Here is a 26,954-nt window from a genome sequence, read left to right as displayed (position 1 = left end):
CGAGTTGAGCAAAAAACCGTTAAAAGAGTATCTGGCAGAGTCCCTGATCGTGGGGGACGGAGCGATGGCCACTTATTTATTTCAACAGGGAGTCTCGATCGGCCATTGCAACGAAGAGTTAGTACTGACGAGTCCCTCCTTGATCGCTGAAGTCCACCGGGCGTATTACGAAGCGGGAGCCCGCCTGATTGAAACCAATACCTACGGAGCCAACCGGGAGCGGCTGGCCCGGTACGGACTGGAGAGCAAAGTGATCCGCATCAACCGGGAAGCGGTGAAGGTGGCGCGCGAATCCGTGGGGGAGGATGCTTATGTGGCCGGCTCCATCGGTTCGATCTGCGCCGGCCGGGTTGCGGCTTTTGATGAAGAAGAGTATCGGGATATGTATGAAGAACAAGCCACGGCTCTCTTGCATGCAGGAGTGGATGCCATCATTCTGGAAACTTTTTTGGATGTAAAAGAGCTCCTGATCGCTGTGAAGGCCATCCGCCCGTTGACCCGGGTTCCGCTCATTGCCCAGTTGTCCACCATCGAAGTGGGACGCACACGGGATGCGTATTCCTTAACTGAAGCTTTCCGCTTGCTGGCGGAGCATGGCGCTGACGGAGTGGGGATCAATTGCCGGCTCGGCCCGGTCGAGATTTTGCGAAGCCTGGAGAAGACAGTGGTTCCGGAAAACCTCATTCTGTCCGCCTTCCCCAACGCTGGCAGATTGGGAATGAGTGACGGGGAGCTGAAATACAAATCGATCCCCGGCTATTTTGAGGAAACGGCAGACTTATTAGTGGAGCAGGGGGTTCGCCTTCTCGGGGGATGCTGCGGGACGACTCCGGAGCATATTCGCCGGGTAGCGGCCGCTCTTTCCGGAAAAAAACCTGTCAAACGAGTGAATCCTGAACTTTGCCGAATCGAAGCGGTAACCACGGAACCGGTAGAGATTGTCCGGACCCGACCGACAGTGGTCGAAAAGGTGAAAAATGAACGCACCATTATCTGTGAATTCGATACGCCGAAGGATTTGGAGATCAGCGGCTTTTTAACCGGAGCCCAGCGCTTGCAGGAAGCCGGTGTCGACACGATCACGATGGCGGACAACTCCCTGGCCACCGCCCGTATGAGCAATCTCGCTTTGGGAGCCATCTTGAAATCACAATTCGGCATCGACCCGCTGGTGCATGTGGCTTGCCGTGACCGCAACTTGCTCGGCCAACAATCCCATCTGATGGGGCTCCATGCGCTGGGAATCGACCAAATTCTCGTGATTACCGGGGACCCCACCCGAATGGGCGACTTGCCGGGAGCCAGCTCCATTTATGATGTCACTTCCTTTGAATTGATTCGCATGGTGAAACAGTTGAATGACGGTATTTCCTTTTCCGGAAAAAGATTAAAACAAAAAGCCCGCTTTGTGGTGGGAACCGCCTTTAACCCTCATGTAAGGCAGCTGGAAGCAGCGGTGCGAAGGCTGGAGAAAAAGGTGGCAGCCGGAGCCGACTTTGTGATGACCCAGCCTGTGTATGATGAACAAGGAATCCTGAATGTTTACGAAGCGACCAAACATGTGGGCATCCCTGTTTTCATCGGTATCATGCCGCTGACCGGATACCGCAATGCGTTGTTTCTGCATAACGAAGTGCCGGGGATTAAGATTCCGGAACATGTGCTGAAGCGGATGGAAGCCGTTCAGGAGGACCGGGAAGCGGGGAGAAGGGAAGGCGTAGAGATTGCCAAGGAATTGCTGGATGTGGCCATGGAAAAATTCCGGGGCATCTATCTGATTACTCCGTTTTCCTTCTGGAAGATGACCGAAGAACTGGCTCTCTATATCCGGCAGAAAGACCGGCGTCGCGTCGCTGTGGAGGCGTAATGAGAACAACGGCATGGAACGGTTCCGGAAACCGTTTCCGGTGAGTCTGCCATTGGAGACAAATAGAAAAGCAGTGTTTTACAAGGCAGTCTACAGTCGCAAAGCTGGCTCAAATAGGGTCGGCTTTTTATACGATATTTGCAACCATTTCATCCATGGTGGTGGACGTTAGGCATAAGGGTTTTCCAGTGCGTGTGTCCTTTGTGGTCAAAGTGCTCCTGAGTTTGTGCTTCCGGGGCGGTCGGTCGTGTTGGTCTCCGTTCTCTTGAGGCCGGCAAGGATGAAAAAAACCGGCCGCTCCGGCCTCTCACTACGGGCGCGGGTAAAACTCGCTGCCGCTCAAGCAGGTGATCCGCTTTCTCCCCACGCTTAAGGTCCTCCGCTGGGAGCGGCCTCAAAGGCACTTCGTCCAATCACAGCCCCCCTGCACGATTTTGCGTTTCGTCTCCAGGTGTATCAACTAGTCAAACTGTTATCTGTGCAAGATCGACACGTGTGAGCGGAGGAATTTGTTTTCCGGCGGAGCGACTCTGCCACTGCATCGGAGCGGAGACGGAAAGCAAATTCCGCAGCGGGCTCTCATCGCTGGGTTGTGGCCAGCTGTCAAGGACTGTATTCTTCGCAATCTCCCTAAGCAGAACCAGCGGAGAAATCTTTTTTGCGGCGAAGCATCGGAACGGAGTCGCAAAAAAAGATTTTGGAGCGGCTTCAAACAGATCCACTTTCATTCCCGGTTTGTCTCCGTAATCATGATCGTTTGATACGAAAATTGCAAGACCCGCGTATTCATCCAAGTTGTGACAAACGATCATGTCCGATCATTATAAGTGCCAAGGATGATCCCCGCTCTCATCACCGCGTTCGGCTTCAGGTAATCTCACTTGATCATGGGGATTTTGGCGCAGTCTCCCAAAGAGATCCAATAACGGCCGCTTTTTTGCTGTATTTCCACAGGTGTTTCATAAAAGTGGCTCAGACGTTCAGTGGTCAAAACTTCCGGAGTACGGCCAGTCGTATATACTTCACCGTTTTTCAGGAGCAGTGTATGTGTAAAACAGGGCAAAATCTCCTCAATATGATGGGTCACATAAATCAGAGTGGGGGCATCCGGTTGCTCGGTGATCTTACGGATCATGCTTAATACCTGTTCTCTGGCGATGAGGTCAAGGCCGGTACACGGTTCATCCAGTATCAATAACCGGGGTGAAGCCATCAAAGCTCTTGCGATCAGCACTTTTTGCCGTTCGCCCTGGGATAATGTCGCATAAGTTCTTTTCCTGAGCTCTTCACACCCCAAAAAAGACAGCAAAGCGGCGGCTTGTCCCACATCCGTCTGATCCGGCTGTTCATAGAGGCCGATGGAAGCAAATTTGCCGCTGAGCACGATCCTTTCGGCGAGTTCATGGCCATGCAATCGTTCCTGCAATGACGTGCTTACCCAGCCGATTTGCCTGCGCAATTCGCGCAGATCGCATTCGCCGAATTTCTTGCCGAGAACAGAAATGCTTCCTGTTGTGGGCCAAATATAGCCATTGATCAAATTGAGCAGAGTTGTCTTGCCTGAGCCGTTCAGACCGGCCAGGCACCAGTGTTCACCCGCTTGCACGCGCCAGGTAACATCTTTTAAAATCATTCTCTTTTCCCGCTGGAACGAAACGTTTTGTAGATCGATCACCATCACAATCCCCCTTTTCAGCTATAAATAAAAACAGACCTTCCATGCATGAAGGTCTCCGCTATATTATAAGGATTCCGGTTAAGACAAGCTAATTCCTTCTTCTCACACTGAGAAAGAATAAAGCCCTTTGTTCGATCCAATCAATTAAATGCAACGATTCTGCTCGCATCCAAAGCTGCTTTCAAGGGAGTTTGCTGAAAAAAACACTTTTGCACGCAGGGATCTGTTCAATTTCCGGTAAGGAAGCTGGAAGTTTTGATCGCTGGAGATCCGTTCCGTCAAGGGACGAATCCGCTGGCGCAAAACCCGGTACTTGTATCCGAGCCTTCTTCCTTTGAAGCTGTATGCCAGTTGGTCGGCATTGCCCATGTCATCGCCCCCCTTTGGTTTATGTTATTGGACATCGGTCTGCCGGGATTCCTTCCGTTCGACATAAGATGTGATAATATTCCTCCTTTTGACAAAAAACACCGCCGCAACAACCATTAAAAGCGGACGGTAAAGGTGGAGCCCTTCCCCGGTTTGCTTTGTACCGAGATTTTGCCTCCGTGCTTTTCGACGATCCACTTGGCTATGCTCAAACCCAGTCCGGTCCCGCCATCACTTCTTGTCCGGGCCTGGTCTCCACGGAAAAATCGGTCAAAAATCCGCGGTAAATCCTCTTTGGAAATGCCCATTCCCGTATCCGCCACTTGCAGATAAATCTCGTTCCCTTTTTTCCGGCAGGTTAAGGTAATGGTTCCCGAGGGAGGAGTGTATTTGAAAGCATTGTCCAGCAGGATCACCAGCAATTGATGGAGGCGTTCACGGTCGCCGTTCAAAGTGAGCGGACCGCTGATATCCACGTGAAATTGGTGTTGATTCAACTCGGCCAATTCCTTAAAATGATCCGCCACTTCATGAACCAATTGATCAAAATCAAAAACGTCTCTGTTGAGCTCCAGTTGGTTGGAATCGCTCCGCGCCAACGTGAGCAGACTGGAAACCAGCTTGCTCAGCCGGCGTGTTTCACGGTAAATGGTCGAGATATCCGGGCTCTTCTCTTCAATCGTTTGTTTGGGGTTTCTGAGCAATAGTTCGGTCCGGGTTTGGATCACCGCCAGCGGAGTGCGCAGTTCATGTGAGGCGTCGGCGACAAATTGTTGTTGAGCCTGCCAAGCTTGCTGAATCGGGACCAGGGAGCGCCTTGCCAGATAATATCCCACGCCGGCAGCGATCAGGATGGCAACACAACACCCGATGACAATATTTTTTCGGAGTTCACCCAGCAATTGAAGCTCGGCATTGGTGTTGCGAATGACCTGTACGATCAATTCCTCATCTTGTGATGTGAGCACGGATACGGCGATGGAACGGAACTGAAGGCTTCCGATGCGCAGGTTGTGGACTTTTCCATCCACTTGTTCAGGGTACAATTGAGAGATGTTGTAAATGTTAATAGGAGTTTGGCCGATTTTTCGGATTTCCTTTTGTTTAACATCCCAGACGATGACTTCCACCAAAGGGTCGGGGTCGGGAAAAATAAAGAAAGGTTCGCCCAACATTTCCGCTTTCATCTCTTCAGCGCGAAGAATCAGGGTTTGATCAATTTTCTTAAACTGTTGATTCTCCATGAACCAGTACAGCCAGGCGCCCAGCAGGCTGACAACGAGAAGAAAAACGATTGCATTTTGCAAAGTGAGGCGAAGCAGTGTTTTACGAAACATCACAGTCTTCCTTTAGCATATATCCGACGCCGCGAACGGTGCGGATGATTTTTTGCAGATGAAAGGGGGACAGCTTTTTACGCAGATAGTGGATATACAGCTCAACCACCGAAAGAGTGGTGTCGCAATCAAATCCCCATACCCGGTCAAACAATTGTTCACGGGTTAAGATATGGCCGGCATTTTGCACCAAATACTCAAGCAGCGCGAATTCTTTGGCGGTCAATTCGAGGGGAGATCCCTGGATCACCGCTGTTTGCTGTTTGGGATTCAGGGAGATGGGGCCGTAAGTCAATGTTCCTTCGCGTCCAAGCGCTCCTTTTCGCCGCAACAGCGCACGCACCCGGGCCAACAGTTCCGGAACGGCAAACGGCTTGACCAAATAGTCATCCGCTCCTTCATCCAATCCGCGCACTTTATCTTCCACGCTGTCTTTGGCGGTCAGCATCAGCACGGGCACGTCGATGTTTTGTCGCCGGATTTGTCTCAACACTTCCAGTCCGCTCATGACCGGCAGCATGATATCCAAAATGATCAGGTCGTAAATGTTTTGTTCGGCCAAAAAAAGACCTTCATCTCCTGCAGATGCCGTATCCACTTGGAATTCTTCCTGCAAGATGCGCTGAATCGATTCAAGCAGAGGTTGGTCATCTTCAATTAAGAGGACCTTCATGTTAAATCCCCTCGCGATCCGTTACTGATACTCGGGTAGCAGAATGGCAGAAGAATGTATGAAGTGTGAGGAGTCGAAAGAAAAGTTATCATATTATTCATCATACCAATTCTATTCAGCAAGGAGGAGATGAAAAGGGAGAAACCATAAAATTTTCACAGAAAAGAGAGTGGTAAAAAGCGGGTGCGGAAACTGAAAATCACCATTCACCGAGATTATGGCTGATAACAGGCCCGAAATGAAAAAAGTTGAATGATTTCGTGACTTTCTTCACCTGTACAAGCTATCAATTATGTAGTATATATTTATTTGGGCAAAGGATTAATTACGGGAGGGTAATATTCGAAAATGAATGAAAATTTACTGGACTCCTCGGCACTTTTGATCTTTTTTATGATTATTTCGTTTGTTTTAGCCACTCTTTATATCCGTGAAAGAATGAAAAGCTCGAAAGAATGAAAACCTCCTGTGATGCCTCGCTGAAATGCGGGGTTTTTTAGTTTTTGAAATGTGAGACCCTCCTGAATGGCAGGAGGGTCTTTTTCAGGCAGATCAGTCTCCGCAACTTTCCCAGTGTCTGCGACCCGAAGAGGATTCACGCGATGAGGATTCCCAGTATCTGCGGGCAGAGCTGGGATATCTGTGATGGCAAGAGTCGTACGGTCTTTGATGGCAGGAATCATAAGGCATGTGATGGCAGGAGTCGTAATAAGGTCTGTGATGATGCGGATTTCTGCAATATTTCATATACCACTTGAGCATTTTCTTTTCATATTTATGGCACATTTTCATGTGGTGATACAGGTGGCGCAACATATGGGGATCGCAGGGCAGATGATAGTGCATGGGCATCATATGTTCCATCGGCGGCATCACAGGCATCACAGGAGCTTCCATCGGCGGCCTGGGCCGTTTGACAGGAGGGTACGGCGCCACCGGCCGCTTTGGCTTAGGTGCTGGTCTGACTGGTGCAGGCTGCACAGGTGGCAGAGGCTGCACAGGCGGCAGAGGCTGCACAGGTGGCATGGGTTTTTTCTCCACAATCTTCACACCCTTTTTCGTTTTTTGACAGTGTATCCTATGTTGTTTCTGTGACACATGTACCAAGTGTACCAGCCTATCTTTGTGAGCAGTGGATTCGGAGCTTACTTGGTGGATGGGTCATAATAAGATATAATAGGAACGACTACGCCTTCGAACCTGCGATGGCGTCGGGAGGGACTAATCATGGAAGTTTTGAAAATTACTCCGCGCGGCTATTGTTACGGAGTTGTGGATGCGATGGTTCTCGCCAGACAGGCAGCCAAAAACCTGGACTTGCCGCGACCGATCTATATTCTGGGAATGATCGTTCACAATAAACACGTCGTGGAAGCATTTACGGATGAAGGCATTATTACGCTCGACGGAACCAACCGTATGGAGCTGCTTGACAAAATCGATCAAGGGACAGTGATTTTCACTGCGCACGGGGTATCCCCGGAAGTACGCCGCCGTGCAAGGGAAAAGGGGCTAACCATTGTGGATGCGACCTGTCCCGATGTGACGCGCACGCATGATCTGATCCGGGAAAAAGTAGCCGAAGGGTACGAAGTGATTTATATCGGAAAACAGGGGCACCCGGAACCCGAGGGGGCCATGGGGGTTGCCCCCGGACATGTTCACTTGGTGGAAAAAGAAGAGGATATCGAAAAACTGCACTTTGATACGGACCGTCTGCTGGTCACCAACCAAACGACCATGAGCCAGTGGGATACGGCGCATCTGATGAACAAAGTGAGAGAAAAATTCCCCACCGTGGAGATTCACAATGAGATTTGCCTGGCGACCCAGGAACGCCAAGAAGCGGTCGCTGAACAGGCCAAGGAAACGGATCTGGTGATCGTGGTCGGTGACCCGCGCAGCAACAACTCGAATCGACTGGCCCAAGTAGCCGAAGAAATTGCCGGCGTCAAAGCGTACCGTGTCTCCGATGTGACGGAAATCGATATTGAATGGTTGAAAGGGAAGAAAAAAGTGGGGGTTACATCGGGAGCGTCCACTCCGACTCCCATCACCCGGGAAGTGATTCGTTTCCTTGAACAGTTTGACGAGAACGACCCATCCACCTGGAATAAGGAACGAACCGTGGATATGAAAAAAATCCTCCCCCCTGTCCGGGAGAAAAAAGTGCAGACAAAAGGGTAACCGGGAGAGCTCTCCCGGTTTTGTTATCTCGAACCTATTGTTATTATTCTGTCAACTTCGGTCAGATGAGCGTGCTTTTGTTTTGCGGATAACGGGAAGCCATAAAATCGTAGCATTGATTCATGGTGCCGCGAAACTCTATGCGATGATCTTTTTTCATCGGGTTATACCAGGCAAAATAGTTATCCTCATGGATAATGGATGGCGGCAATTTTTCCGAATCTCTGATTACGTAATACACCAGAAAACACCTCCTAGCTGTAGTATGGTTCAAAAAAATGAAAGTTAACCATGATTTAAAAAAAATTTCCTTCTTCATCATAAACCAATTCGTTCGCACGACATCCTGCACCAGGGGCATGCTTACCAGCGCCTTTTAAATCCCGATCTTCCGGCAGGCGGGTTGAATATTTGTTATGATGAAAAGGGAACGGGTAATCCCGGAAAAGGACCCGTTCGCGGCAGGTTTGAATCAGGATCCGTCCTGGAGGTGGACACCATCGCTGTAGTTCTGCTTTTTATTGACGGAGTGGGCTTGGGTGATCAAGCTTCCTATAATCCGTGGGTGACACATCCTACGCCGCACCTGAGCGATCTGTTGGGTGGAAACTCCTTATGTGAACGGGCGGTGGGAGCTTACGGAGCGGACGTACTGCTAATAAAAACGGACGCCACCCTGGGTGTGAGGGGGATTCCGCAGAGCGCCACCGGACAGGCAGCCATCTTTACGGGCAGAAATGCTCCTGCCGCGATGGGCTGCCATATGAGCGGTCTGCCGTTTCGCCGCTTACGGGAGTGGGTGGAACAGGATAATATTTATCGGCAGTTTCGAAGAAAAGGGTGGAGGGCGACGTTTGCCAACAGTTATACCAAGGAGTATTTTGCCCGGCCGGCCACCCGCAGGGGCTGGATTTCGGTCACGACCGCAACGGTTCAGTCAGCGGATGAGCCGCTCAGGGATTTATCCGACTTGTTGGCGGGGCGTGCCGTCTATCATGACCTCACCCGCCGCACCTTGAAACGGTACATGCCAGAACTGGAAGAAATCGTTCCCGAACAAGCGGCCCGCGATTTGTGGGGGATCGCCCGTGATTATCACCTGGTGGTGCACGAGTTTTTCCTGAGCGACCGCGCCGGGCATAAGCAGGAGCCGGAACTGGTTTCCTGGGTGATCGAAACCTATGACCGCTTTCTGGGGGAACTGGTCAGGAAAAAAGGGCCCCATGATACGATTGTGCTTGTCAGCGACCATGGAAACAGCGAAGATTTGCGGGTGCAGACCCACACGGCGAATCCGGTCCCTACACTGATCATCGGAGATCGGGAAGCCGTGGAGGAGAAGGAGATTGCCAAATGGGATCTGACCTGCATTGCGCCGCTATTGCATCGGCTGGTACAGCGTCAGATCCGAGGAAAAGAAGAAAAGGACGGATAAATATGTCGAAACGGTATATACCTCAAATCAGAGAAGCTTCCATTCCCGAAGATGGAGGATGGGCAGAACTGGATACCAACCCGGTGCTCCTGTTATCCATCCCCGAATGGAAAGATGTGGTCACCAAGCCTTCGGAGGGGCATCAGTACGTATGGATGTATGATCGGGCCGAAGACGCTTATTTGTTTTGCTTTCGATTAAGCAATCGGGTCGAGAAGGCGATCGCCTTTCCGCGGGAGCACGCCGGAATGCTGCTGACGGATGAACGGGCGTATCAAACTTTTTCCATCCTCATCACGTCGGAGAGTCTGGAAAACATCCATCCCAGCTCTCCCTTGTTGCTTTTACGAAATGTGGAATTAAAGAGGCATCCCAAGGCAGGATGGTAACAGAAACGGTGACCGCCGACCAGGCGATCACCGTTTGAATGTATTACGGCCGAATGTACACAGGTGTACCGATTCCTACATAGCGGGCCAAATCTTCAACATCGCGGTTATGCATGCGGATGCAGCCTCTGGACACCATTCTTCCGATGGAAGCCGGGTTGTTGGTTCCATGAATGCCATAATGCGGTCGGGACAGTCCCATCCAAAGAGTTCCAAACGGGCTGAGCGGTCCTCCCGGATAGGAGTAGGGATATGGGACTTTGTTGATGATCCTGTAGTCCCCCACCGGCGTCCGGGTGGCAACTCTTCCGATGGCGATCGGATAGGATTTGATCAGCCTGGTTCCGTGGTACAGGTACAGGCGGAATTGGGAGAGCCGAATCCGGATGACATACATAAAAATCACTCCTTTCTTCAATGTACGAAGAAAAGGAGTGAATGGTCACGCATCCGGATCAATAATCGTCGATATGAAAACGTTCGGTCAGTTCGGGACCATCGATTTTTTCCTGCTCGGCTTTCAGGCGTTCCAACAATTTTTTATACTCATCTGCTCTGGCATATGGAGGTTCTGTTTCCAAAACCTTGGTCAACGCGCGAATCACAATACCCCGCTCTCTGGGTGATAAATACATGACCGATCCCCCTGTTTGTTCAATAATGGTAGGGTAGTCGCAAAAAATTCTTAGATTTCCAAATTGAGTATAGGCAAACTTTATCTAATATCTTTCCCAGGAAAAACAAAAGTTACACATAAAAATATTCGTTTATTTAATAGTTGATACCTGAATCCCAACAGAAACATGAAATAAAAAGATTGCCATCTTCTGTGAGAAATTGGACATAAATACAAGGGTAAATGGCGGATCAGCAGGGGATACATATATCCAAAAGATCCAATCGAGAGGGAGGAAAAAGGACAGTGAATGTTGTGCAGAAAACAACCCCCGATGCAGCCATTGAGCTGGATGAATACAATAGCCGGATTAAGCTGATGCGTTATCAGACAGATGATCTGGAACGCCTGGCCTTGCATCTGGAGGAGCTGGCCAAAGAAAGAGGGATCGGAAAAGTAATGATTTATGCCGATCCCGAGGATGAGTCCTCCTTCGAAAAGCTGGGCTTTGAAAAAGAAGGAGAGATCAGTGTTTTTTTTAACGGTGAACCTGCATTTATCTTGTCCCGGTTTCTGGATGACCGGCGTGCCGTGACAAAGGATGAAGAAAAGAAAGACTCCATCGTGGAGATGGCCGAACAGACGGAAACATTGAGCCAGCCTCCGGAATTGGATCCCGCCTTTACCCTGCGCCATGCGACTCCGGATGATGCCCGGGAACTGGCCGAATTGTACCGGCTTGTCTTTGAGACTTACCCAACGCCGATTCATGAGGAAGAATTTATTCGGGAATGTATGCAAAATGATGTATACTTTTCGGTTGTGCTGCATGAAGGGAAGATCATCAGTTCAGCTTCTGCGGATGTGTTTACCAAATATAATTGTGCGGAAATCACAGACTGTGCCACCCATCCCGATTACCGGGGAAAAGGTTTGCTGAGCGCCATTATCTTTGATTTGGAACAGCGGATGAAACAAGCGGGGGTCCCCAATCTTTTTTCCTTGACCAGGGCCGTTTCCGCCGGGATGAATATTGTGATGGCCAAACTGGGATTTGAGTACCAGGGGCGGCTCATTCAGAACAGCCACATTGCGGGACAATTTGAGGATATGAATATCTGGGTGAAAAAGTTGAAAATTTAAGATCAATATAGATCAAACATCCCGACGTCGTAACCCAATTGTTTGAGGTAGGTAAACAGCTGAGCGCGGTGATGGGCCGTGTGAGTGACGATTTCAAGCAGCCACTTCGCCTGGGAATTGGGCTCGTGGGCATAAAAAGCTGTTGTTTTTTTCTCAAAGAAGGTGTGTGGATCCAGTGATTCCATGTATTCCTTTAAACGGATGAATCCGGTTTCCAATACATCGATCAAACCTTCTTTGTCCTCGGCAGACAGTTCTGCCTCCAGTTGCCGGATGGCGATTTCATCATTTTCCAGCAAAATGGCCAGATCTACGGCAGGAATTTGCACCAGATGAGTGGCCAACTCCTTCAGAGTGCGCATCGACTCATGTGGACGGAAAGTCCAATCAGCAGCGTCGATTTTCATAAGCAATTGACGTGTCGTGCGTACAAGCACAGAAAGTTCGTGCAGGAGGAGTTCCCTGGTGTGGATTGAATCTTGCATCCAATTTCCCCTTTCCTACGATCGTTCGGTAGTCTAAATGGATGGATTCGTTTCTTTTTACCGAATTTCCTCCCTATCCTTCAGTGATTCCTGCTGTTATGAATATGACATTAAATTAGGGTGAATTAACTATTGCAGTTTGAAAGAGAATGTGCTAAGTTAAACATTGTGACATTGAGCTAGTAGGATCCAGGATTCACTTAAAGGGTTGGGACCTCACTGGACTAACCTTCCCCCGTGGTGAACAAGCAGATCCTAGCGGAATTTGGCTCACACCAACTTTTTGCTAGGAAAGGGGGCCGAAAGAGATGGAATATTCTACTTTCGGAAGGCATGTAGCCATGGATGCATGGGGTGTTGATTTTGACCTGCTAAATGATGTTTCGCTGCTTGAGTATCACTTGAAGGAAGCCGCAAAAAAATGCGGGGCAACCGTCCTGTCCGTTCAATCCCAACAGTTTGAGCCGCAAGGAGCAACGGTGCTGGTCATGCTCTCGGAAAGCCACCTGTCGATTCACACCTATCCGGAAAGAGGATTTGCAGCTTTAGACTGCTACACTTGTGGTCACACTGTTGATCCCATGATCGCCATTGAGTACATGCTCAATGTGTTAAAGCCGACCCAGGCATTTCCGAAAGTGCTTCGGAGAGGCGTCGGGCCTATTGAGGTAGTCCAACCGACAGCAATTGAGCTGAAAAAAGAAGTGACCGTTTAACGAATACATGAACCCCTTCGCTGCTGAGTGAAGGGGTCTTATATATGATTCAATAAGAAAAAGGAACCATGAGAGCCATTGTTCTCAGGTTCCTTTTTCTTTTTTACGTGCGGCGGCCGGCGATTTTTCTTACTTGGTCTCCGTCTTCCTGGCGGACCGCTTCATCAGCGAGCGATTTGGCCGCCTTTGCATCAACCCGGCGCACGGCTTGTTTCACTTCCGGAATGCTGCCGGCGCTCAGTGAGAGTTCGTGCAGGCCGAGTCCGATCAACACCTCAGCCATGGCGGGGTCTCCGGCCAGCTCCCCGCACATGCCCACGATGATGCCGGCTTTCTCAGCTGCCTGACAAGTCATTTGCACGAGACGGAGCACAGCGGGATGAGCAGCATCGTAAAGATGGGCCACTTGCTCATTTCCGCGGTCAGCCGCTAAGGTGTATTGGGTTAAATCATTGGTGCCGATGCTCATAAAGTCGACTTCCTGCGCCAGCAAATCAGCGGTGACAGCCGCTGCCGGAACTTCAATCATAATTCCCACCGGAATGGAATCAGAAACAGGGATTCCTTCCTGTTTCAGTTCATTTTTGCACTCATCGAGCAATGCTTTGGCAGCACGGACTTCGGACAGATTCTCGATCATCGGAAACATAATCCAAAGCGTTCCGTGTACGCTGGCACGGAGGAGAGCACGCAGCTGCGTTTTAAAAATATCCGGATTGGCCAGGCAATAGCGAATGGCCCGGTGTCCCAGGAACGGGTTTTCTTCTTTCGGCAGGTCGGCATAAGGCAGATCTTTGTCTCCGCCGATATCCAGAGTGCGGATGACGACCGGCTTTGTGCCGAATGCTTTCAATACTTTGGAGTAAGCCTGATATTGCTCTTCTTCCGTGGGCCAATGATCATTTTCAAGGTAAAGAAACTCGGTGCGGAACAACCCGACGCCCTCTGCATGGTTTTTGAGTGCGAGATCCACATCATTCAGGCTGCCGATGTTGGCAAACACTTGGATGCGTTTGCCGTCTTTGGTCACGGCATCCTGGGCTGCTTCAGCGAGAGCCTGCTCGCGGGCTTTCTTTTGTTTTTCGATTTGCTCACGGGCCACACGCTCTTCTTCGGCAGACGGGTTGACGGTAATCTCGCCTTTGTCTCCGTCGATGATCAGGATATCCCCGTCCTGCAATTTTTCAATCGCCGCACCGAGGCCCAGAACAGCAGGAATGCCGAGAGTACGCGCCATGATGGCGGCATGGGCTGTTTTGCTCCCTTTGGCGGTCACCATCCCGGCGATTCCTTCCGGAAACTGAGCGGTATCAGAAGGAGTCAGCTCTTCCGATACAACCACGCTCCCCGGCTCCAGGAGTGAGGGGTCGAAGGGTGTTTTGCCCAGCAGGAGGAGCAGGAGGCGGTTTCCGACATCGCGGATATCGTCCGCGCGGGCTTGCATGTATTCATCGTCCAATGAAGCGAGCATGCCGCTCATTTCCTGGGTTACTTCCGCACAGACAGCTTCCGCATTTTTCTGCTGAGTCTGTATGCGGTTCCGCATTTCACCAGTAAAGGACGGATCATCCAGAAAGGCCAGATGGGCATCGAAGACAGCGGCTTCTTCTTCTCCCATGCGCTCGGCCGTTGTTTCCCGCAACTTGGAAATTTGTTCTTTGGCCTGTTCCACCGCTTTTTGCAGTTTGGCCAGCTCTTTTTCGGGCTCGTCCACATGCCGGGTCTCAACAACGGGTTTTTCTTTGCGCCACCAGATCACCCGGCCGATCGCCAGGCCGGGTGAGGCGCCAACTCCTTTAACTTGGGTCAATGTTTTCCCCCCGTTCGTTTGACGTGGTTATTCCTGATGGTTTTCGAGAAAAGAAGCCAGCTTTTCCACAGCAGCTTCCGCATCTTCTCCCTCAGCGCGAACGGTGAGGGTGTCATTTTGTTTCGCGGCCAGTGACATCACACCAAGCAAGCTTTTCGCGTCTACTACTTTTTCGTTTTTGATAATTTTGATCGTGCTTTTAAAGGACCCCGCTTCTTTTACCAACAGTGACGCCGGACGAGCATGGAGTCCGCTTGGATTTTTAATTGTAACCGTTTTTTCTGCCATTCGTATTTTACCCCTTTACTTGTCTTGCTTTCATAGAGTGCCAGCCGGGACAACCAAATCGGTTCCCGAACTGCTGAGCGGCCCGGATGGCCTTCGGAGTGATCCGGGGGAGTGTTTGAATTCACATGGTCTGCCCCATTTGAATGAGTATGACACCCATGGAGGTACATATGCCCGCTGAGGAAAGCAAATGGGACGGGTGATGACCAACCTTCACCATTGGGGTGCCAACGGTCATCAATCAAGAATCCCATTGCTCAGCCGCATGGCGTCTCAACATGGATAAGACTTGGTTTAATACCTTTTCGCCGTTCATCGTCGCAAAAGCGACCGGATCGATCGGTTCAAGAGGAATGTGATGCTGTATGGCGATGGGTCCCAGTTCTTTGATCAAGTGGCGCACCTGGGGCTCCAGCAAAACCGCATCCGCTTCTTTGGCCTTGAAACGGAAGTGGGCAACGCCGGAAGCTTCCGCCACCAGTTGAATTCGCCTGTGAACGGCTGCATCGGTCACTTTTTTGCAAAGAATGCCGGAGGTCATTCCCATGCTGCATAAAATCAGTAAACGGATTGGTTTGGACATTGGATCCTCCGAAAGAACAATTTCGACTTTATCTTTCCCGTCCCCCAAACAACGCATGTGCCTGAAAAAAAGAAGCCCATCCGCCTCTAAAATATAGTAGCAAATTTTATGCCAACCATGGAGGATCAGGGAAATAGGATCATTGGATGGTTACGAGTCCGACATGATCTGCCGTGCCGGGTCCCGCCGAATCAATATTTTTCGCTCATCTGCGGGAGTTTTTTCAAACACCCCAAAGGTTGAAAAAAAAGAAAAAAGTGTGCAGGGAAATTTGCACACTTCACACGGTTCCGTCCGGGGCGGCAGAGGAGAGGCGGGCCAATTCTTCGGCTGTACCGGTCGGGTACTCAAGATGAAAAATTCCTTCCAGTTGTTGGAGAAGCTTTTTCCAGACAAATATTTGCGTCGAGGGCGGATGGGTTCCTTCGATTGGCCGGGCGGGTTCCTCCTGCTTTCTTCCTGCATCCAATTGTGTTTTCAACAGCCGGTCCGTATACACGCCCAGGTGCATCCAACATCCCAGCTCCCGTTCCGGGTCCCACTGAAATACTTGGCGAAAAGTGCTCATCTCCTTGTTGATGATTTCCACAAACCGCCGCGGATTGTAATGAACGACCGTCTCCAGGAGCCCCTGCAGAATCAAATCGGGAATCTGTTGCCAAGATAGTTTGGGTTCACCGTCTTTGCCGACCGGGACGGGGCGGGTCTCATTCAACCGCTCAACCAGGCGTTGAAATCCATGGGGTTGATACAATTCCCACACGGGGAGATAATACACGTCATCCAGGTCCGGAGGTACGGTTCCCACAACTGCGATTAAGTCAAATTCTTCTTTTAAATACTCCAGCATGAGAGAGCGGCGGCTCATCGGATCAATCTGAACGGACTTAACGGCAACATCCTGATCCGACTTTGGCAGGTTTTCTTTAAGCCAATCCTCCAATGAGACGGCGGACCCCTCGCCGGTTAAACAAACAGTTGCGATTAAACGTTGCTTGGGCGATTTCCTGCCTTTATGGGCAGTCAGAAAGAGAGAGATTAAGTCTATTTCGTGATCGGGCAGGGAAATGCCCAGCCCCTGCTCTAAATCATCCGCGATCTTTTGCGCGATTTCCTTGTAGACTGCTTTTGGATTGGCCGGCGGCAGAGACGACATCCTGGAAGAAGATCCCGATCTCTTTAAATAAGACTGAATGTGGAGGTTTAGCGCCGTTAACTGGGTACTGGAAACAGGGATATTCAATTCCTGAACCGACCTGTGCAGGATCTCCGCAAGTTTAAGCTCCAACTCCCGGTTATCGGGTATGAACTGCTTTTCATTCCGTTCCGCGGACTCCAAAAGAGAAAGGATATATTGACTCACGATTTCCTGCATCTCTTGATCGATTTCCGTCGGGCTGGCGTTTTGCCCGAGCAGAGCTTCTTTTCGTCTCCGGCATTCATCGTAAATATTGGGAAACGGGTTCTCACTCAGATCCTTGGGCCGCTCTTTTCCAGAAAGCAGAGGTTTTACCGTTTGCGAGACCCGTTTGTGTTCACGCAAGTTATGCGGCAGATCTTCGAATCGGATCACAATCTCATCTTCGTTTGGATGGTTCAGGTGGCGCAAAAAGGCGCGGGCACAGGCAATTTGCACATCGCTTTTCAGTTGGCCGATGTTTCCCGGACAGTCGTAACGGAGAAGGACCGTCCGGCATTCAGGAGCCATGCGCAAGGGCACATGCATTTTGCGTGCTTCCTCATCCAGAAAAAATTGCAGTAACCGTTCCCGTTCCTGCGGGCCTCTCTTTCGGAGAGGGGGGAGTGTCAGCTTCACCGAAAATCGACGGTATAAGGTGGGAAGCAACGCTTTTTGCGGGGATTCGGTAGTAGCGGCGACCATGCGAATATTCACCCTGCGTGCGGCCCCGGTCTCTCCCAGCCGGCGATAGGTTCCCTGGTCCATCAGGTAAAAGAGCATTTCCTGCCCGGAGGGAGGAAGACGATGAATTTCGTCCAAAAACAAAATTCCACCGTCAGCTTTTTCCACCAAACTCTCTTTATCTGCTTGTGCCCCGGTATAAGCTCCTTTTTTCACCCCGAATAATTGGGCCATCAATAATTCCGGGTTTTGCGCGTATTCGGCACAGTTGAAAGCGATAAAAGGAGCGTCCGGCTCCATTCGCCGGTCAGAAATGGCGATCTGATACAGGGTTTTGGCGAGATAGCTTTTACCGGTGCCGGTTTCCCCTGTCAGCATGATGGGCAGTCCGTTTGGCGGATAGAAGAGAGCGGCCAGCGCTTCTTCCAAAATGGTCTGCAAACTTTGGTCCACGCCAATCAAAGACGGGAATGACAGAGATTCGCGAGACACAGGTGTCCGGGACGGTGGATGTGCCGGTGAGGGGCTGCCCTGATTTTCCATACCGGTTGCCGATATATAGCGTACAGGCCGGCCGATAATTTTTCTGGCTTTCTTGTTCTTAACCAATTCATTCAGATAGCGGCTGGCGGTGGAACGGTCAAGGTTTAATTCTGCGGCCACTGTTTGTGCCGTTACACCGTCTTGAGATCGGTGGATGAGTTGTTCGACCCAATTGATTTTTTTCATCACTGCTCCCCAACCTACGCTGATGTTATAAAATCTTCCTTTCTATCATACACAGTTTGCACACTGATTGGGAATGTAAATCATAGGAACCGGGCTTGAATTATTTCTAAACGCGAAGGAAAGAGAGGGGATCGTGAAGAATTGTTACACGAGCATGATGAAATAGGAAGGCAGGAAGTGGCTGGTAATATATTTGAATAAACTGAGGGAGGTTTATGGATATGGAAGAAAAAATGCAAGAATTAAAGAAGCGTTTGCGTGAAATTTATGATATTCACTCCGCTTTGTCCGTGCTGAGCTGGGATCAGAATACGTATATGCCTCCGGCGGGAACGGAAGCAAGGGGGAGGCAGATGTCCACACTGGGGCGGGTAGCCCATGAAAAGCTGACCGATCCGGCCCTGGGGCAACTCTTGGAAGACCTCTCTTCTTATGAGAAAAGCTTGCCTTATGAGTCGGATGAGGCCAGCCTGATTCGCGTGACCCGCCGTGAATACGAACAAGCGGTGCGTGTCCCGTCGGATTTCATCGCCAACTTTTACAACCATACCGCCCAGGTCTATCAGGCATGGGTGGAAGCCAGAGCGGAGGATGATTTTGCCAAAGTAGCCCCGCTGCTGGAAAAAACACTGGAATTCAGCCGTGAGTATGCCGGATATTTCCCCGGATATGAACATATCGCCGATCCGCTCATCGACCGGATGGATTACGGGATGAAAGCGTCAGCCATTCAATCCTTGTTCTCCGAGCTGAGAAAGCAGTTGGTCCCGTTGGTGGAAGAGGTGACTTCCCGCCCGTCTGTTGATGATTCTTGTTTGCTCCAGCATTATCCCAAAGACAAGCAGCTTGAATTCGGGATGAACGTGAGCAGGAAACTGGGCTTGGACTTTACCCGTGCCCGCCAGGATTTGGCTCCCCATCCGTTTATGACCAAGTTTGCGCACGGTGATGTCCGCATTACCACCCGTGTCAAGGAAAATGATTTGGGGGAGGCACTCTTCAGCACCATTCATGAAACAGGGCATGCTCTCTATGAATTGGGCATCGATCCTTCTCTGGAAGGAACACCGCTTCACGGAGGAACCTCGTCCGCCGTCCACGAAAGCCAGTCCCGCCTGTGGGAAAACATTGTCGGCCGGAGCCGCGGTTTCTGGAACCATTTCTTCCCCCAGCTCAAAGAAATGTTTCCGTCCCAGCTGGGCAATGTGACACTGGACGAGTTTTACCGCGCCATCAACCGGGTGCAGCGCTCCCTGATTCGGACCGAAGCGGATGAGCTGACGTACAACCTGCATGTGATCATCCGTTTTGATCTGGAACTGGCCATGCTGGAAGGAAACCTGGCTGTGAAGGACCTGCCGGATGCCTGGCGCAGCCGCTACCAGTCCGATCTGGGCATCTCTTCCCCCGATGACAAAAACGGAGTGTTGCAAGATATCCACTGGTTTATGGACTACATCGGCGGCGTGTTCCAGGGTTACACCCTTGGCAATATTTTGAGCTGCCAGTTCTATGAAGCTGCGTTAAAAGCCCATCCTGAAATCCCGGAACAAATCGAGCAAGGGGAGTTCGGAACCCTGCACGGATGGCTGAAGGAAAACATCTATCGTCACGGAAGCAAATTTACATCGGAAGAACTCGTGCAACGGGCCACCGGCTCCACTCTGACCATTGAACCTTACATCCGGTATTTGCGTAAGAAATACAGTGAATTGTATTTAACTTAATCAATAAAACGAGAGAGAAGAATACGGGGATTGAGACATCATGGGATGATCTCAATCCCTTTTTGTGTTGTGTGGGTGTTTAAAAGTCCGATCTTTGCCCGTTTACGTTGGAGGGTACCTGTTTTTTCCTTCTCCCGTTTATCTTCACGCTTTTCTTTTGCGATGCTCTCTCTATGAAACCTTGCTTTCCAGTACTCTCATTAAACCTGTGTTATGTGCATGACTTTTGCTTCGATCCGATACAGGAAGCCGAGATCATTGACCCGGCTTTTCCAAAATGAACCCATATCAATTTGCGATTGGAAGAAAAGGTGACTTGAAGTAAGATTAACGTAAAAGAGATGTACAGGCGAAGGGATGTGAAGGGATGAGTACCAAGAACAATTTTAACCATTCGGCGGACGAGCTGGAATTTCAGCACACCGCGGAAGAGGAAGAGGAGTACGTGATGGAGCAAGAGTTGGAGAATGAGCAGTGGGAGGTTTTGGAGGAGCAAAACACGGTTGAGTTCTTCCCGGCGCAGGCGGTCGTGTCCAATCCGGTCAACAGTACGGTGCTTGAGCCGCATAATGAAAATAAATTTAATAGCGAATCTTTAGGAAGTAGCTGGGAGTCTGCTTCTGCTGTCCGTATTGATTTGGAAGAGGATTGGGAAGAAGACGCATGGTTGGAGCGCTGGCGGATGAATCCGGAAAAATATCTGGTCACAGCTTTGCCGCCGGATCTGTCGCAGCGATTGGAAGAAGCGGCCCGGGAGAAGAAAATGAAAAGAAATGAGTTTGTCCTGAAAGCGTTGGAAGAGGCTTGCCGTCAGGCGGAGTTGGACAAGATCCGCAGAAGGGGATTGGCTGAAGGCGAACCGGCGAAGCTGATCAAAGATCCGAAAACCGGAAAATACCGCTGTTTCCCGGCCGATTTCTTCACCGATGAAGAGCTGTACGGTTATGAAGTGATTGAGGGCAAGTATTACCAGAAGAACTGGGAAAAGACCGAGAATGGCTGGGTACAGGTCAATAAAGGATACTTTGAGGCCAGCGGAGACCAGAATGCCCCTTATATTCAAATGGTCAACAACAAACCGGTCGGTTCCTGGGAAGTGTATCCGTTTGAGTTCTTTGAACATGACTGGAAATGGGGCATCTATGACAATAAAAATGTGGTGATCGAAGTGGTCGGCCGCAAAGGGGAAGACGGACAAATCCTTCTCGATGTATTTGTGGACAATGAGCTCGTGGATTCGGTTAAAACTTCCCGGGAAGTTCACCGGATCATCATGGAGCACCTGTAATGGTTACATAGGGAAGGCTAATGTTTTTTCCCGATTGATGCCGGATCTGGCTGAAAAAACGGTTTCCGGTTGTGAAGCGGTGTTTAACCACTTTTCCGTTAAAAAATGATGCCAAGGAGGGGGAGACAAGTTGAAACTCAGAAAGATTAATCGTTTGTTGGTTGCCAACCGCGGGGAAATCGCGATCCGGATTTTCCGCGCTGCTACCGAGTTGGGAATTCGGACGATCGCTATTTATTCCGAACAGGATAATGTCTCATTGCACCGGTTCAAAGCCGATGAATCTTATCTGGTGGGGGCGGGCAAAGGTCCCATCGAAGCGTATCTGGATATTGAAAGTATTATCGACATTGCCAAGCGCAACGATGTGGACGCCATCCATCCCGGGTATGGCTTTCTGGCTGAAAACGCAGAATTTGCCAAGCGCTGTCAGGAAGAAGGGATTATTTTTATCGGCCCTTCCCCGGAGTTGATCGAGAAATTCGGTGACAAGGTAGAAGCGCGCAACATGGCGATTCAAGCCGGCATTCCGGTGATTCCGGGGACGGCTGAGCCGATTGAATCCCTGCAGGATGCCTTGCTGTTTGGCAAGCAACACGGGTACCCGATCATCATTAAAGGAGTTTCCGGCGGCGGCGGACGGGGAATGCGGATTGTCCGCAATCAGGAAGAGCTGAAAGAGGCGCTGGACCGGGCCCGGTCCGAAGCGCGTTCAGCCTTTGGGAACGCCAAGGTGTACCTGGAGAGATATTTGGAAAATCCCAAGCATATCGAAGTGCAAATCCTCGGTGACGAGCATGGGAATATCGTTCATCTTTATGAGCGCGATTGCTCCGTGCAGCGCCGGCACCAAAAAGTGGTCGAGGTAGCCCCCAGTCTCTCTCTCTCCGGCAAGCTGCGGGAAGAAATTTGCCAGGCAGCGTTAAAACTGATGAAAAACGTCGGTTATACCAATGCGGGAACCGTGGAGTTTCTGGTCACGCCTGATCAAAAATATTACTTCATTGAGGTCAATCCGCGCATTCAGGTGGAGCATACCATCACGGAGTTAATCACGGGCATTGATATTGTACAAGCCCAGATTCGCATTGCCGAAGGTCATTCGTTGAGCGATCCCGAAATTTCGATCGGTTCACAGGCGGAGGTCCGAACCAACGGATACGCGATTCAATGCCGGGTAACCACCGAAGACCCGGAAAATGACTTCTTCCCTGATACGGGACGGCTACTCGCTTATCGTTCCGGCGGCGGATTCGGGGTGCGCCTGGATGCGGGCAATGGCTATGCCGGGGCCGTCATCACCCCGTATTATGATTCTTTGCTCGTTAAAATCTCAACGTTTGGCGTCACTTTTGAACAAGCCGCTAAAAAAATGCTCCGAACCTTGCGGGAGTTCCGGATTCGCGGTGTGAAAACGAATCTGCCGTTTTTGGAAAATGTGGTGACACATCCCGATTTTCTCAGCGGCAATTACGATACCTCTTTTATCGACACCAAACCGGAGCTGTTCGCCTTTAAAGAAAGAAAGGACCGCGGAACCAAGCTGCTAAATTACATCGGAAACACCATTGTCAACGGGTATCCCGGCCTTGCCAAGGATAAAAAGCCTCATTTTGATCCTCCGAGAATACCCAGGACGTCTTTCGCCCAGCCGTATCCGGAGGGAACGAAGCAAATTCTTGATCGCGAAGGGCCGGATGGATTGATTAAGTGGATCCAGGAACAAAAGAAAGTGCTGGTCACGGATACCACCTTCCGTGATGCCCATCAGTCCCTGTTCGCAACGCGCGTGCGCACGTATGACATGGTGGCGATTGCGGAAGCGACAGGCAAGCTTGCCCCGGGACTGTTTTCACTGGAGATGTGGGGCGGTGCCACCTTTGATACCAGCATGCGCTTCCTGTACGAATCTCCATGGGAACGGCTGCAGCTGTTACGGGAAAAAATCCCCAACATTTTGTTCCAGATGCTATTACGCGGCGCGAATGCCGTCGGCTATACCAACTATCCCGACAATGTGATCCGAGCGTTTGTCAAGGCTTCCGCCGAGCAGGGGATTGATGTGTTCCGCGTCTTCGACAGCTTAAACTGGCTGCCGGGCATGCAGGTGGCGATCGAAGCGGTGCGGGAAGCCGGGAAAATAGCGGAAGGGACCATTTGTTACACCGGGGATATTTTGGATGAGACGAAAACCAAATACACGCTGAGCTATTATGTGAATCTGGCGAAAGAGCTGGAAAAAGCGGGAGCTCATATTCTCGCCATCAAAGACATGGCGGGACTGCTCAAACCTTATGCCGCTTATGAACTGATCCGCGCGCTCAAACAGGAAATCGGAATCCCGATCCATCTGCATACCCACGATACCTCGGGGAATGGCGTGGCCATGCTGCTCAAAGCCGTGGAAGCGGGTGTCGATATCGTGGATGCCTGCGTGAGTTCCCTGTCCGGGCTCACCTCCCAGCCCAGCCTGAATGCACTGATCGCCGCGCTGGAACGGACCGGGCGCGATACAGGACTCAACCTCCTGGAATATAATCAGCTTTCGGATTACTGGGCAGATGTCCGTCACTATTACCGTGGCTTTGAAAGTGATATGAAGGCGAGCACGACAGATGTTTATCTCCATGAGATGCCTGGCGGGCAGTATACCAACCTCGAGCAGCAGGCGAAAGCCGTCGGTCTCGGAGGCCGCTGGGACGAAGTCAAAACGATGTATGCCACCGTCAACCAGATGTTTGGAGACATTGTAAAAGTAACGCCATCTTCCAAGGTTGTCGGGGACATGGCCCTGTTTATGGTCCAGAACAACCTGACCGAACAGGATATCTATGAAAAAGGAGAACGCATAGATTTTCCTGATTCCGTCGTTCAGTTCTTCCAGGGCTATTTGGGCCAGCCACCCGGCGGGTTCCCGAAACGGCTGCAGGAAATTATTCTAAAAGGAAGGGAGAGTTTTACCACCCGTCCGGGCGAACTGCTTGAACCGGTTGATTTTTCACAGATCAAACAAGAACTGGAAGAGAAAATCGGGCGGGAGCCCGGCGAGCTGGACGTGCTCTCTTATATCATGTATCCGCAGGTATTCCTGCAATATGAGCAAACCAGAAAAGAATACGGGGATCTGTCCGTGCTGAGTACACCTGTCTTCTTCTACGGATTGCGGCCCGGCGAAGAGACGGCGGTCAGCATCGAACGCGGAAAAACGCTGATCATCAAGCTCATGGCTGTCGGTGACCTGAACCCTGACGGAACCCGCACCATCTACTTTGAATTAAACGGCCAGCCGCGTGAGATCCGGGTACGCGACGAGTCCGCCAAGGTCTCGGAAAACACCCGTCCCAAAGCGGACCTGAAGAATCCGAACCACATCGGGGCCACCATGCCCGGAAAAGTGGTGAAGGTACTGGTGGAAGAAGGGGATAAGGTACACAAAGGAGAGCACCTGCTCGTCACGGAGGCGATGAAGATGGAAACCACCATCCAGGCCCCCGCTGACGGCCGAATCAAAACCCTGGTCGTCAAAGCGGGCGACATGATCGAAGCGGGCGATCTGCTCCTGGAATTGGAATAGATCCTGATGAAAACAGACCGGCTACCATAGCCGGCCTGTTTTTTTCAATCCTTGTTCAAATGTTTATCTCATGCTATACTCTAATCGTTAATTGTAAACCTATATATATTTTCGGTTTACATATGGGAAGGAGTTGGTGATTTGGCCTACTCATATCAGGAGTTGCTGGAGAAAAACAGGCGCTACCTGTGGAATCCGTTTACGCAAATGAAGGAATATTTGCAAGATGAACCGCTCATCATCGAACGCGGCGAAGGGGTTAAGCTGATCGATGTTCTCGGCAACGAGTATTATGACGGCAATGCTTCGGTGTGGTTGAATCCGCACGGGCATAACCGAAGGGAATTAAATGAGGCAATTATCGAACAGTTGGGCAAAATCGCCCACTCCACCTTGCTCGGAATGGCCAATGTCCCGTCCATTTTGCTGGCGGAACGGCTGGTTCAGCTGGCGCCGGAAAATCTGGACAAAGTGTTTTTTTCGGACAGCGGGGCGGAAGCGGTCGAGATCGGCTTGAAAATGGCTTTTCTCTACTGGAAACATCGCGGACGGCCGGAGAAGCAGATCTTCCTCAGCATGAAAAACGCCTACCACGGGGATACCGTCGGGGCGGTGAGCGTGGGGGGCATGGACTTGTTTCATGCTTCCTTTGACAAACTTTTGTTTCAGACAGAGAAAGTTTCCTATCCGTATCCCTATCGCTTTCCGGGCACGAAAGAGGAGTGCAAGGAAGCGTGCCTGCGGGAACTCCGGGAACGCCTGGAAGAAAAAGGGGACCGGATCGCCGGATTGATCGTGGAGCCGATGGTGCAAGGGGCCGGAGGCATGATTATGATGCCGGAAGGGTATCTCGCGGAAGTGGAAAAGCTGTGCCGCCGGCATGATGTGTTGCTGCTTGTCGATGAAGTGGCGACCGGCTTCGGACGGACCGGCAAGATGTTTGCCTGCGAGCATGAGGGAGTTCAACCGGACATCATGATGGTCGGGAAGAAGCTGACCGGCGGTTACCTGCCCGTGGCGGCCACCCTCACCTCTGACGAAGTGTACGATGCTTTTTACGGGGATCACGAAGAAGTGAAAACCTTTTTCCACGGGCATTCGTATACCGGAAACCAGCTGGGATGCGCGGTCGCGATTGCCAATCTGGACTTGTATGAAAAAGAGCGGTTGGTCGAATATGTGGCGGAAACGAGCCGCCTGCTTGCCGATTGGCTGAGTGAGATCGGGCAGCTTCCCCATGTGGGGGAAGTGCGTCAACTGGGATTTATGGTCGGGATTGAACTGGTCCGCGACAAGAGGACAAAAGAGCCGTATTCATGGGCGGACAAAATCGGGGTGCGCGTGTGCCGCCGGGCAAGGGAGCTGGGACTCATCACCCGGCCGCTGGATCATGTGATCACCTTAATGCCTCCGCTGGCCGCGACACCGGAAGATCTGAAAGCGATGGTCCGGATTTTGCACCGGGCGATCCGGGAGGTGACAGAATCATGAGCCAAGGCATCTTTATTACGGCAACGGATACGGGTGTGGGGAAAACGGTGATTACGGCAGGATTGGCCCTGGCACTCAAGGAACAGGGCTGCCGTGTCGGGGTGATGAAACCCGTGCAAAGCGGACACTCCCTCAGTGATCCGGAGAGTGACGGGATGAGGCTTAAAGCCTGGACGGGTGTGGACGACTCCATCGATGAGATCGTCGCTTACAACTTTCACCTCCCGGTCGCCCCCGGGCTGGCTGCGGAACTGGCAGGGGAAACCATTGACCGGTCGGTGATTCTGGAACGCTTGGACCGGCTGGCCGGCAAATATGATGTGGTGTTCGTCGAAGGCGCCGGAGGGTTGATGGTCCCCCTCGGCAGCAACTGGACGATTGCCGATCTGGCCGGAGAGATCGGCTGGCCCCTGTTGATTGTGGCCCGGCCGCTGCTCGGCACGGTCAACCATACGGTCCTCACCACCCTGGCGGCCCGCCGGTTGGGACTGTCTCCTGTCGGGGTGATTTTAAACGGGCTTCGTCCTGAAGAGACGGAACCCAGTGTGGAACATAATCCGCGTTTGATCGAAGCCTTTGCGCAAATTCCGGTACTCGGCTCCGTTCCCTGGCTGGCCGATTTGTCGCCGGAACATTTGAAAGAGTCCGTTCTGGAACATGTGGATGTAGCAAAGCTCTTACATCTTCTCCAAAGGGAGGCGTCATAAG

Annotated in this window: 25 protein-coding genes; 12 read left to right on the top strand and 13 right to left on the bottom strand. The window is 51.1% G+C overall.

The genetic code is table 11. The annotated features are described in order from the left end of the window. Positions 1-4 precede the first annotated feature (4 nt). Positions 5-1,867, top strand: a complete 1,863-nt coding sequence (locus BMW55_RS04750) for a bifunctional homocysteine S-methyltransferase/methylenetetrahydrofolate reductase (RefSeq protein WP_089965843.1) — start codon at positions 5-7, stop codon at positions 1,865-1,867. Between the two features lie 464 nt (positions 1,868-2,331). On the opposite strand, the gene BMW55_RS04740 is transcribed toward BMW55_RS04750, so the two are convergent. The 5 genes from BMW55_RS04740 to BMW55_RS04720 form a co-directional block, all read right to left on the bottom strand. Then, positions 2,332-2,595 carry a hypothetical protein gene (locus tag BMW55_RS04740; protein ID WP_139179437.1) on the bottom strand — a complete coding sequence of 88 codons (264 nt, stop codon included), beginning with the start codon at positions 2,593-2,595 and terminating at the stop codon, positions 2,332-2,334. A 149-nt stretch (positions 2,596-2,744) separates the two neighbouring features. Further along, a complete protein-coding gene (locus BMW55_RS04735) occupies positions 2,745-3,545 on the bottom strand; it encodes an ABC transporter ATP-binding protein (protein ID WP_089965837.1) in 801 nt (266 codons plus the stop codon). A gap of 144 nt (positions 3,546-3,689) precedes the next feature. After that, the gene (locus BMW55_RS04730; protein WP_089965835.1) at positions 3,690-3,914 is read right to left on the bottom strand and encodes a hypothetical protein; all 225 of its coding nucleotides are present in this window, start codon (positions 3,912-3,914) and stop codon (positions 3,690-3,692) included. Positions 3,915-4,030: 116 nt separating this feature from the next. Continuing rightward, a complete protein-coding gene (locus BMW55_RS04725) occupies positions 4,031-5,251 on the bottom strand; it encodes a sensor histidine kinase (protein WP_089965833.1) in 1,221 nt (406 codons plus the stop codon). After that, complete coding sequence (locus BMW55_RS04720; protein WP_089965830.1) at positions 5,241-5,924, bottom strand: response regulator transcription factor; 684 nt, start codon at positions 5,922-5,924, stop codon at positions 5,241-5,243. Before BMW55_RS04720 ends, BMW55_RS04725 begins: the two co-directional genes overlap by 11 nt. A gap of 844 nt (positions 5,925-6,768) precedes the next feature. Between BMW55_RS04720 and BMW55_RS18950 the strand changes: the two genes are divergently transcribed. Together BMW55_RS18950 and BMW55_RS04715 are read left to right on the top strand one after the other, a co-directional pair. Then, entirely contained in the window at positions 6,769-6,993 is a 225-nt protein-coding gene (locus tag BMW55_RS18950; protein WP_139179436.1) for a hypothetical protein, read from the top strand. A gap of 158 nt (positions 6,994-7,151) precedes the next feature. Then, entirely contained in the window at positions 7,152-8,111 is a 960-nt protein-coding gene (locus BMW55_RS04715) for a 4-hydroxy-3-methylbut-2-enyl diphosphate reductase (protein WP_089965829.1), read from the top strand. A 61-nt stretch (positions 8,112-8,172) separates the two neighbouring features. Here the strand turns inward: BMW55_RS04715 and BMW55_RS04710 are convergent, their stop codons facing one another. Continuing rightward, positions 8,173-8,352, bottom strand: a complete 180-nt coding sequence (locus tag BMW55_RS04710; RefSeq protein WP_089965827.1) for a hypothetical protein — start codon at positions 8,350-8,352, stop codon at positions 8,173-8,175. A gap of 162 nt (positions 8,353-8,514) precedes the next feature. On the opposite strand from BMW55_RS04710, the gene BMW55_RS04705 reads away from it, so the two are divergent. Both BMW55_RS04705 and BMW55_RS04700 read left to right on the top strand, forming a co-directional pair. After that, a complete protein-coding gene (locus BMW55_RS04705) occupies positions 8,515-9,546 on the top strand; it encodes a hypothetical protein (RefSeq protein WP_089965826.1) in 1,032 nt (343 codons plus the stop codon). Positions 9,547-9,548: 2 nt separating this feature from the next. Next, positions 9,549-9,935, top strand: a complete 387-nt coding sequence (locus BMW55_RS04700; protein ID WP_089965824.1) for a hypothetical protein — start codon at positions 9,549-9,551, stop codon at positions 9,933-9,935. A 43-nt stretch (positions 9,936-9,978) separates the two neighbouring features. On the opposite strand, the gene BMW55_RS04695 is transcribed toward BMW55_RS04700, so the two are convergent. Both BMW55_RS04695 and BMW55_RS04690 read right to left on the bottom strand, forming a co-directional pair. Next, positions 9,979-10,332, bottom strand: a complete 354-nt coding sequence (locus BMW55_RS04695) for a L,D-transpeptidase (protein WP_170839740.1) — start codon at positions 10,330-10,332, stop codon at positions 9,979-9,981. Between the two features lie 58 nt (positions 10,333-10,390). Then, complete coding sequence (locus BMW55_RS04690) at positions 10,391-10,570, bottom strand: hypothetical protein (protein WP_089965822.1); 180 nt, start codon at positions 10,568-10,570, stop codon at positions 10,391-10,393. A gap of 287 nt (positions 10,571-10,857) precedes the next feature. On the opposite strand from BMW55_RS04690, the gene ablB reads away from it, so the two are divergent. Further along, positions 10,858-11,694 (top strand): putative beta-lysine N-acetyltransferase, encoded by an 837-nt coding sequence (ablB, locus tag BMW55_RS04685; protein WP_170839739.1) that lies wholly within the window; start codon positions 10,858-10,860, stop codon positions 11,692-11,694. Positions 11,695-11,696: 2 nt separating this feature from the next. On the opposite strand, the gene BMW55_RS04680 is transcribed toward ablB, so the two are convergent. After that, complete coding sequence (locus tag BMW55_RS04680) at positions 11,697-12,179, bottom strand: DinB family protein (protein WP_089965818.1); 483 nt, start codon at positions 12,177-12,179, stop codon at positions 11,697-11,699. A 308-nt stretch (positions 12,180-12,487) separates the two neighbouring features. Between BMW55_RS04680 and speD the strand changes: the two genes are divergently transcribed. Continuing rightward, a complete protein-coding gene (gene speD / locus BMW55_RS04675; RefSeq protein ID WP_089965816.1) occupies positions 12,488-12,895 on the top strand; it encodes an adenosylmethionine decarboxylase in 408 nt (135 codons plus the stop codon). Between the two features lie 103 nt (positions 12,896-12,998). Here speD and ptsP read toward each other — a convergent pair whose 3' ends face one another. From ptsP to BMW55_RS04655, 4 genes are all read right to left on the bottom strand, one after another. Next, on the bottom strand, positions 12,999-14,705 hold the full coding sequence (ptsP, locus tag BMW55_RS04670) for a phosphoenolpyruvate--protein phosphotransferase (protein WP_089965815.1): 1,707 nt from the start codon (positions 14,703-14,705) through the stop codon (positions 12,999-13,001). Between the two features lie 27 nt (positions 14,706-14,732). After that, positions 14,733-14,993: an HPr family phosphocarrier protein gene (locus tag BMW55_RS04665; protein ID WP_089965813.1), complete on the bottom strand. Its 261-nt coding sequence runs from the start codon at positions 14,991-14,993 to the stop codon at positions 14,733-14,735. A gap of 241 nt (positions 14,994-15,234) precedes the next feature. Further along, positions 15,235-15,576 (bottom strand): PTS sugar transporter subunit IIB, encoded by a 342-nt coding sequence (locus BMW55_RS04660; protein ID WP_089966030.1) that lies wholly within the window; start codon positions 15,574-15,576, stop codon positions 15,235-15,237. A gap of 280 nt (positions 15,577-15,856) precedes the next feature. Next, a complete protein-coding gene (locus BMW55_RS04655) occupies positions 15,857-18,166 on the bottom strand; it encodes a sigma 54-interacting transcriptional regulator (RefSeq protein WP_089965811.1) in 2,310 nt (769 codons plus the stop codon). 221 nt (positions 18,167-18,387) lie between these two features. Here BMW55_RS04655 and BMW55_RS04650 point away from each other — a divergent pair, with 221 nt between their 5' ends. From BMW55_RS04650 to bioD, 5 genes are all read left to right on the top strand, one after another. Beyond that, on the top strand, positions 18,388-19,893 hold the full coding sequence (locus BMW55_RS04650) for a carboxypeptidase M32 (RefSeq protein ID WP_089965809.1): 1,506 nt from the start codon (positions 18,388-18,390) through the stop codon (positions 19,891-19,893). Positions 19,894-20,260: 367 nt separating this feature from the next. Next, positions 20,261-21,181, top strand: a complete 921-nt coding sequence (locus BMW55_RS04645; RefSeq protein WP_089965807.1) for a ribbon-helix-helix domain-containing protein — start codon at positions 20,261-20,263, stop codon at positions 21,179-21,181. Positions 21,182-21,311: 130 nt separating this feature from the next. Then, positions 21,312-24,755 (top strand): pyruvate carboxylase, encoded by a 3,444-nt coding sequence (gene pyc / locus BMW55_RS04640; protein ID WP_089965805.1) that lies wholly within the window; start codon positions 21,312-21,314, stop codon positions 24,753-24,755. Positions 24,756-24,896: 141 nt separating this feature from the next. Then, a complete protein-coding gene (gene bioA / locus BMW55_RS04635) occupies positions 24,897-26,246 on the top strand; it encodes an adenosylmethionine--8-amino-7-oxononanoate transaminase (protein WP_089965803.1) in 1,350 nt (449 codons plus the stop codon). Next, the gene (gene bioD / locus BMW55_RS04630; protein WP_089965802.1) at positions 26,243-26,953 is read left to right on the top strand and encodes a dethiobiotin synthase; all 711 of its coding nucleotides are present in this window, start codon (positions 26,243-26,245) and stop codon (positions 26,951-26,953) included. Before bioA ends, bioD begins: the two co-directional genes overlap by 4 nt. Position 26,954: the final 1 nt, after the last annotated feature.

Origin of the sequence: Lihuaxuella thermophila (genome assembly GCF_900110165.1) — a bacterium.
GTDB classification, from domain to species: Bacteria; Bacillota; Bacilli; order Thermoactinomycetales; family Thermoactinomycetaceae; genus Lihuaxuella; species Lihuaxuella thermophila.
Note: the sequence above shows the minus strand (reverse complement) of the source record. Positions and strands in the feature narration are given on the sequence as shown.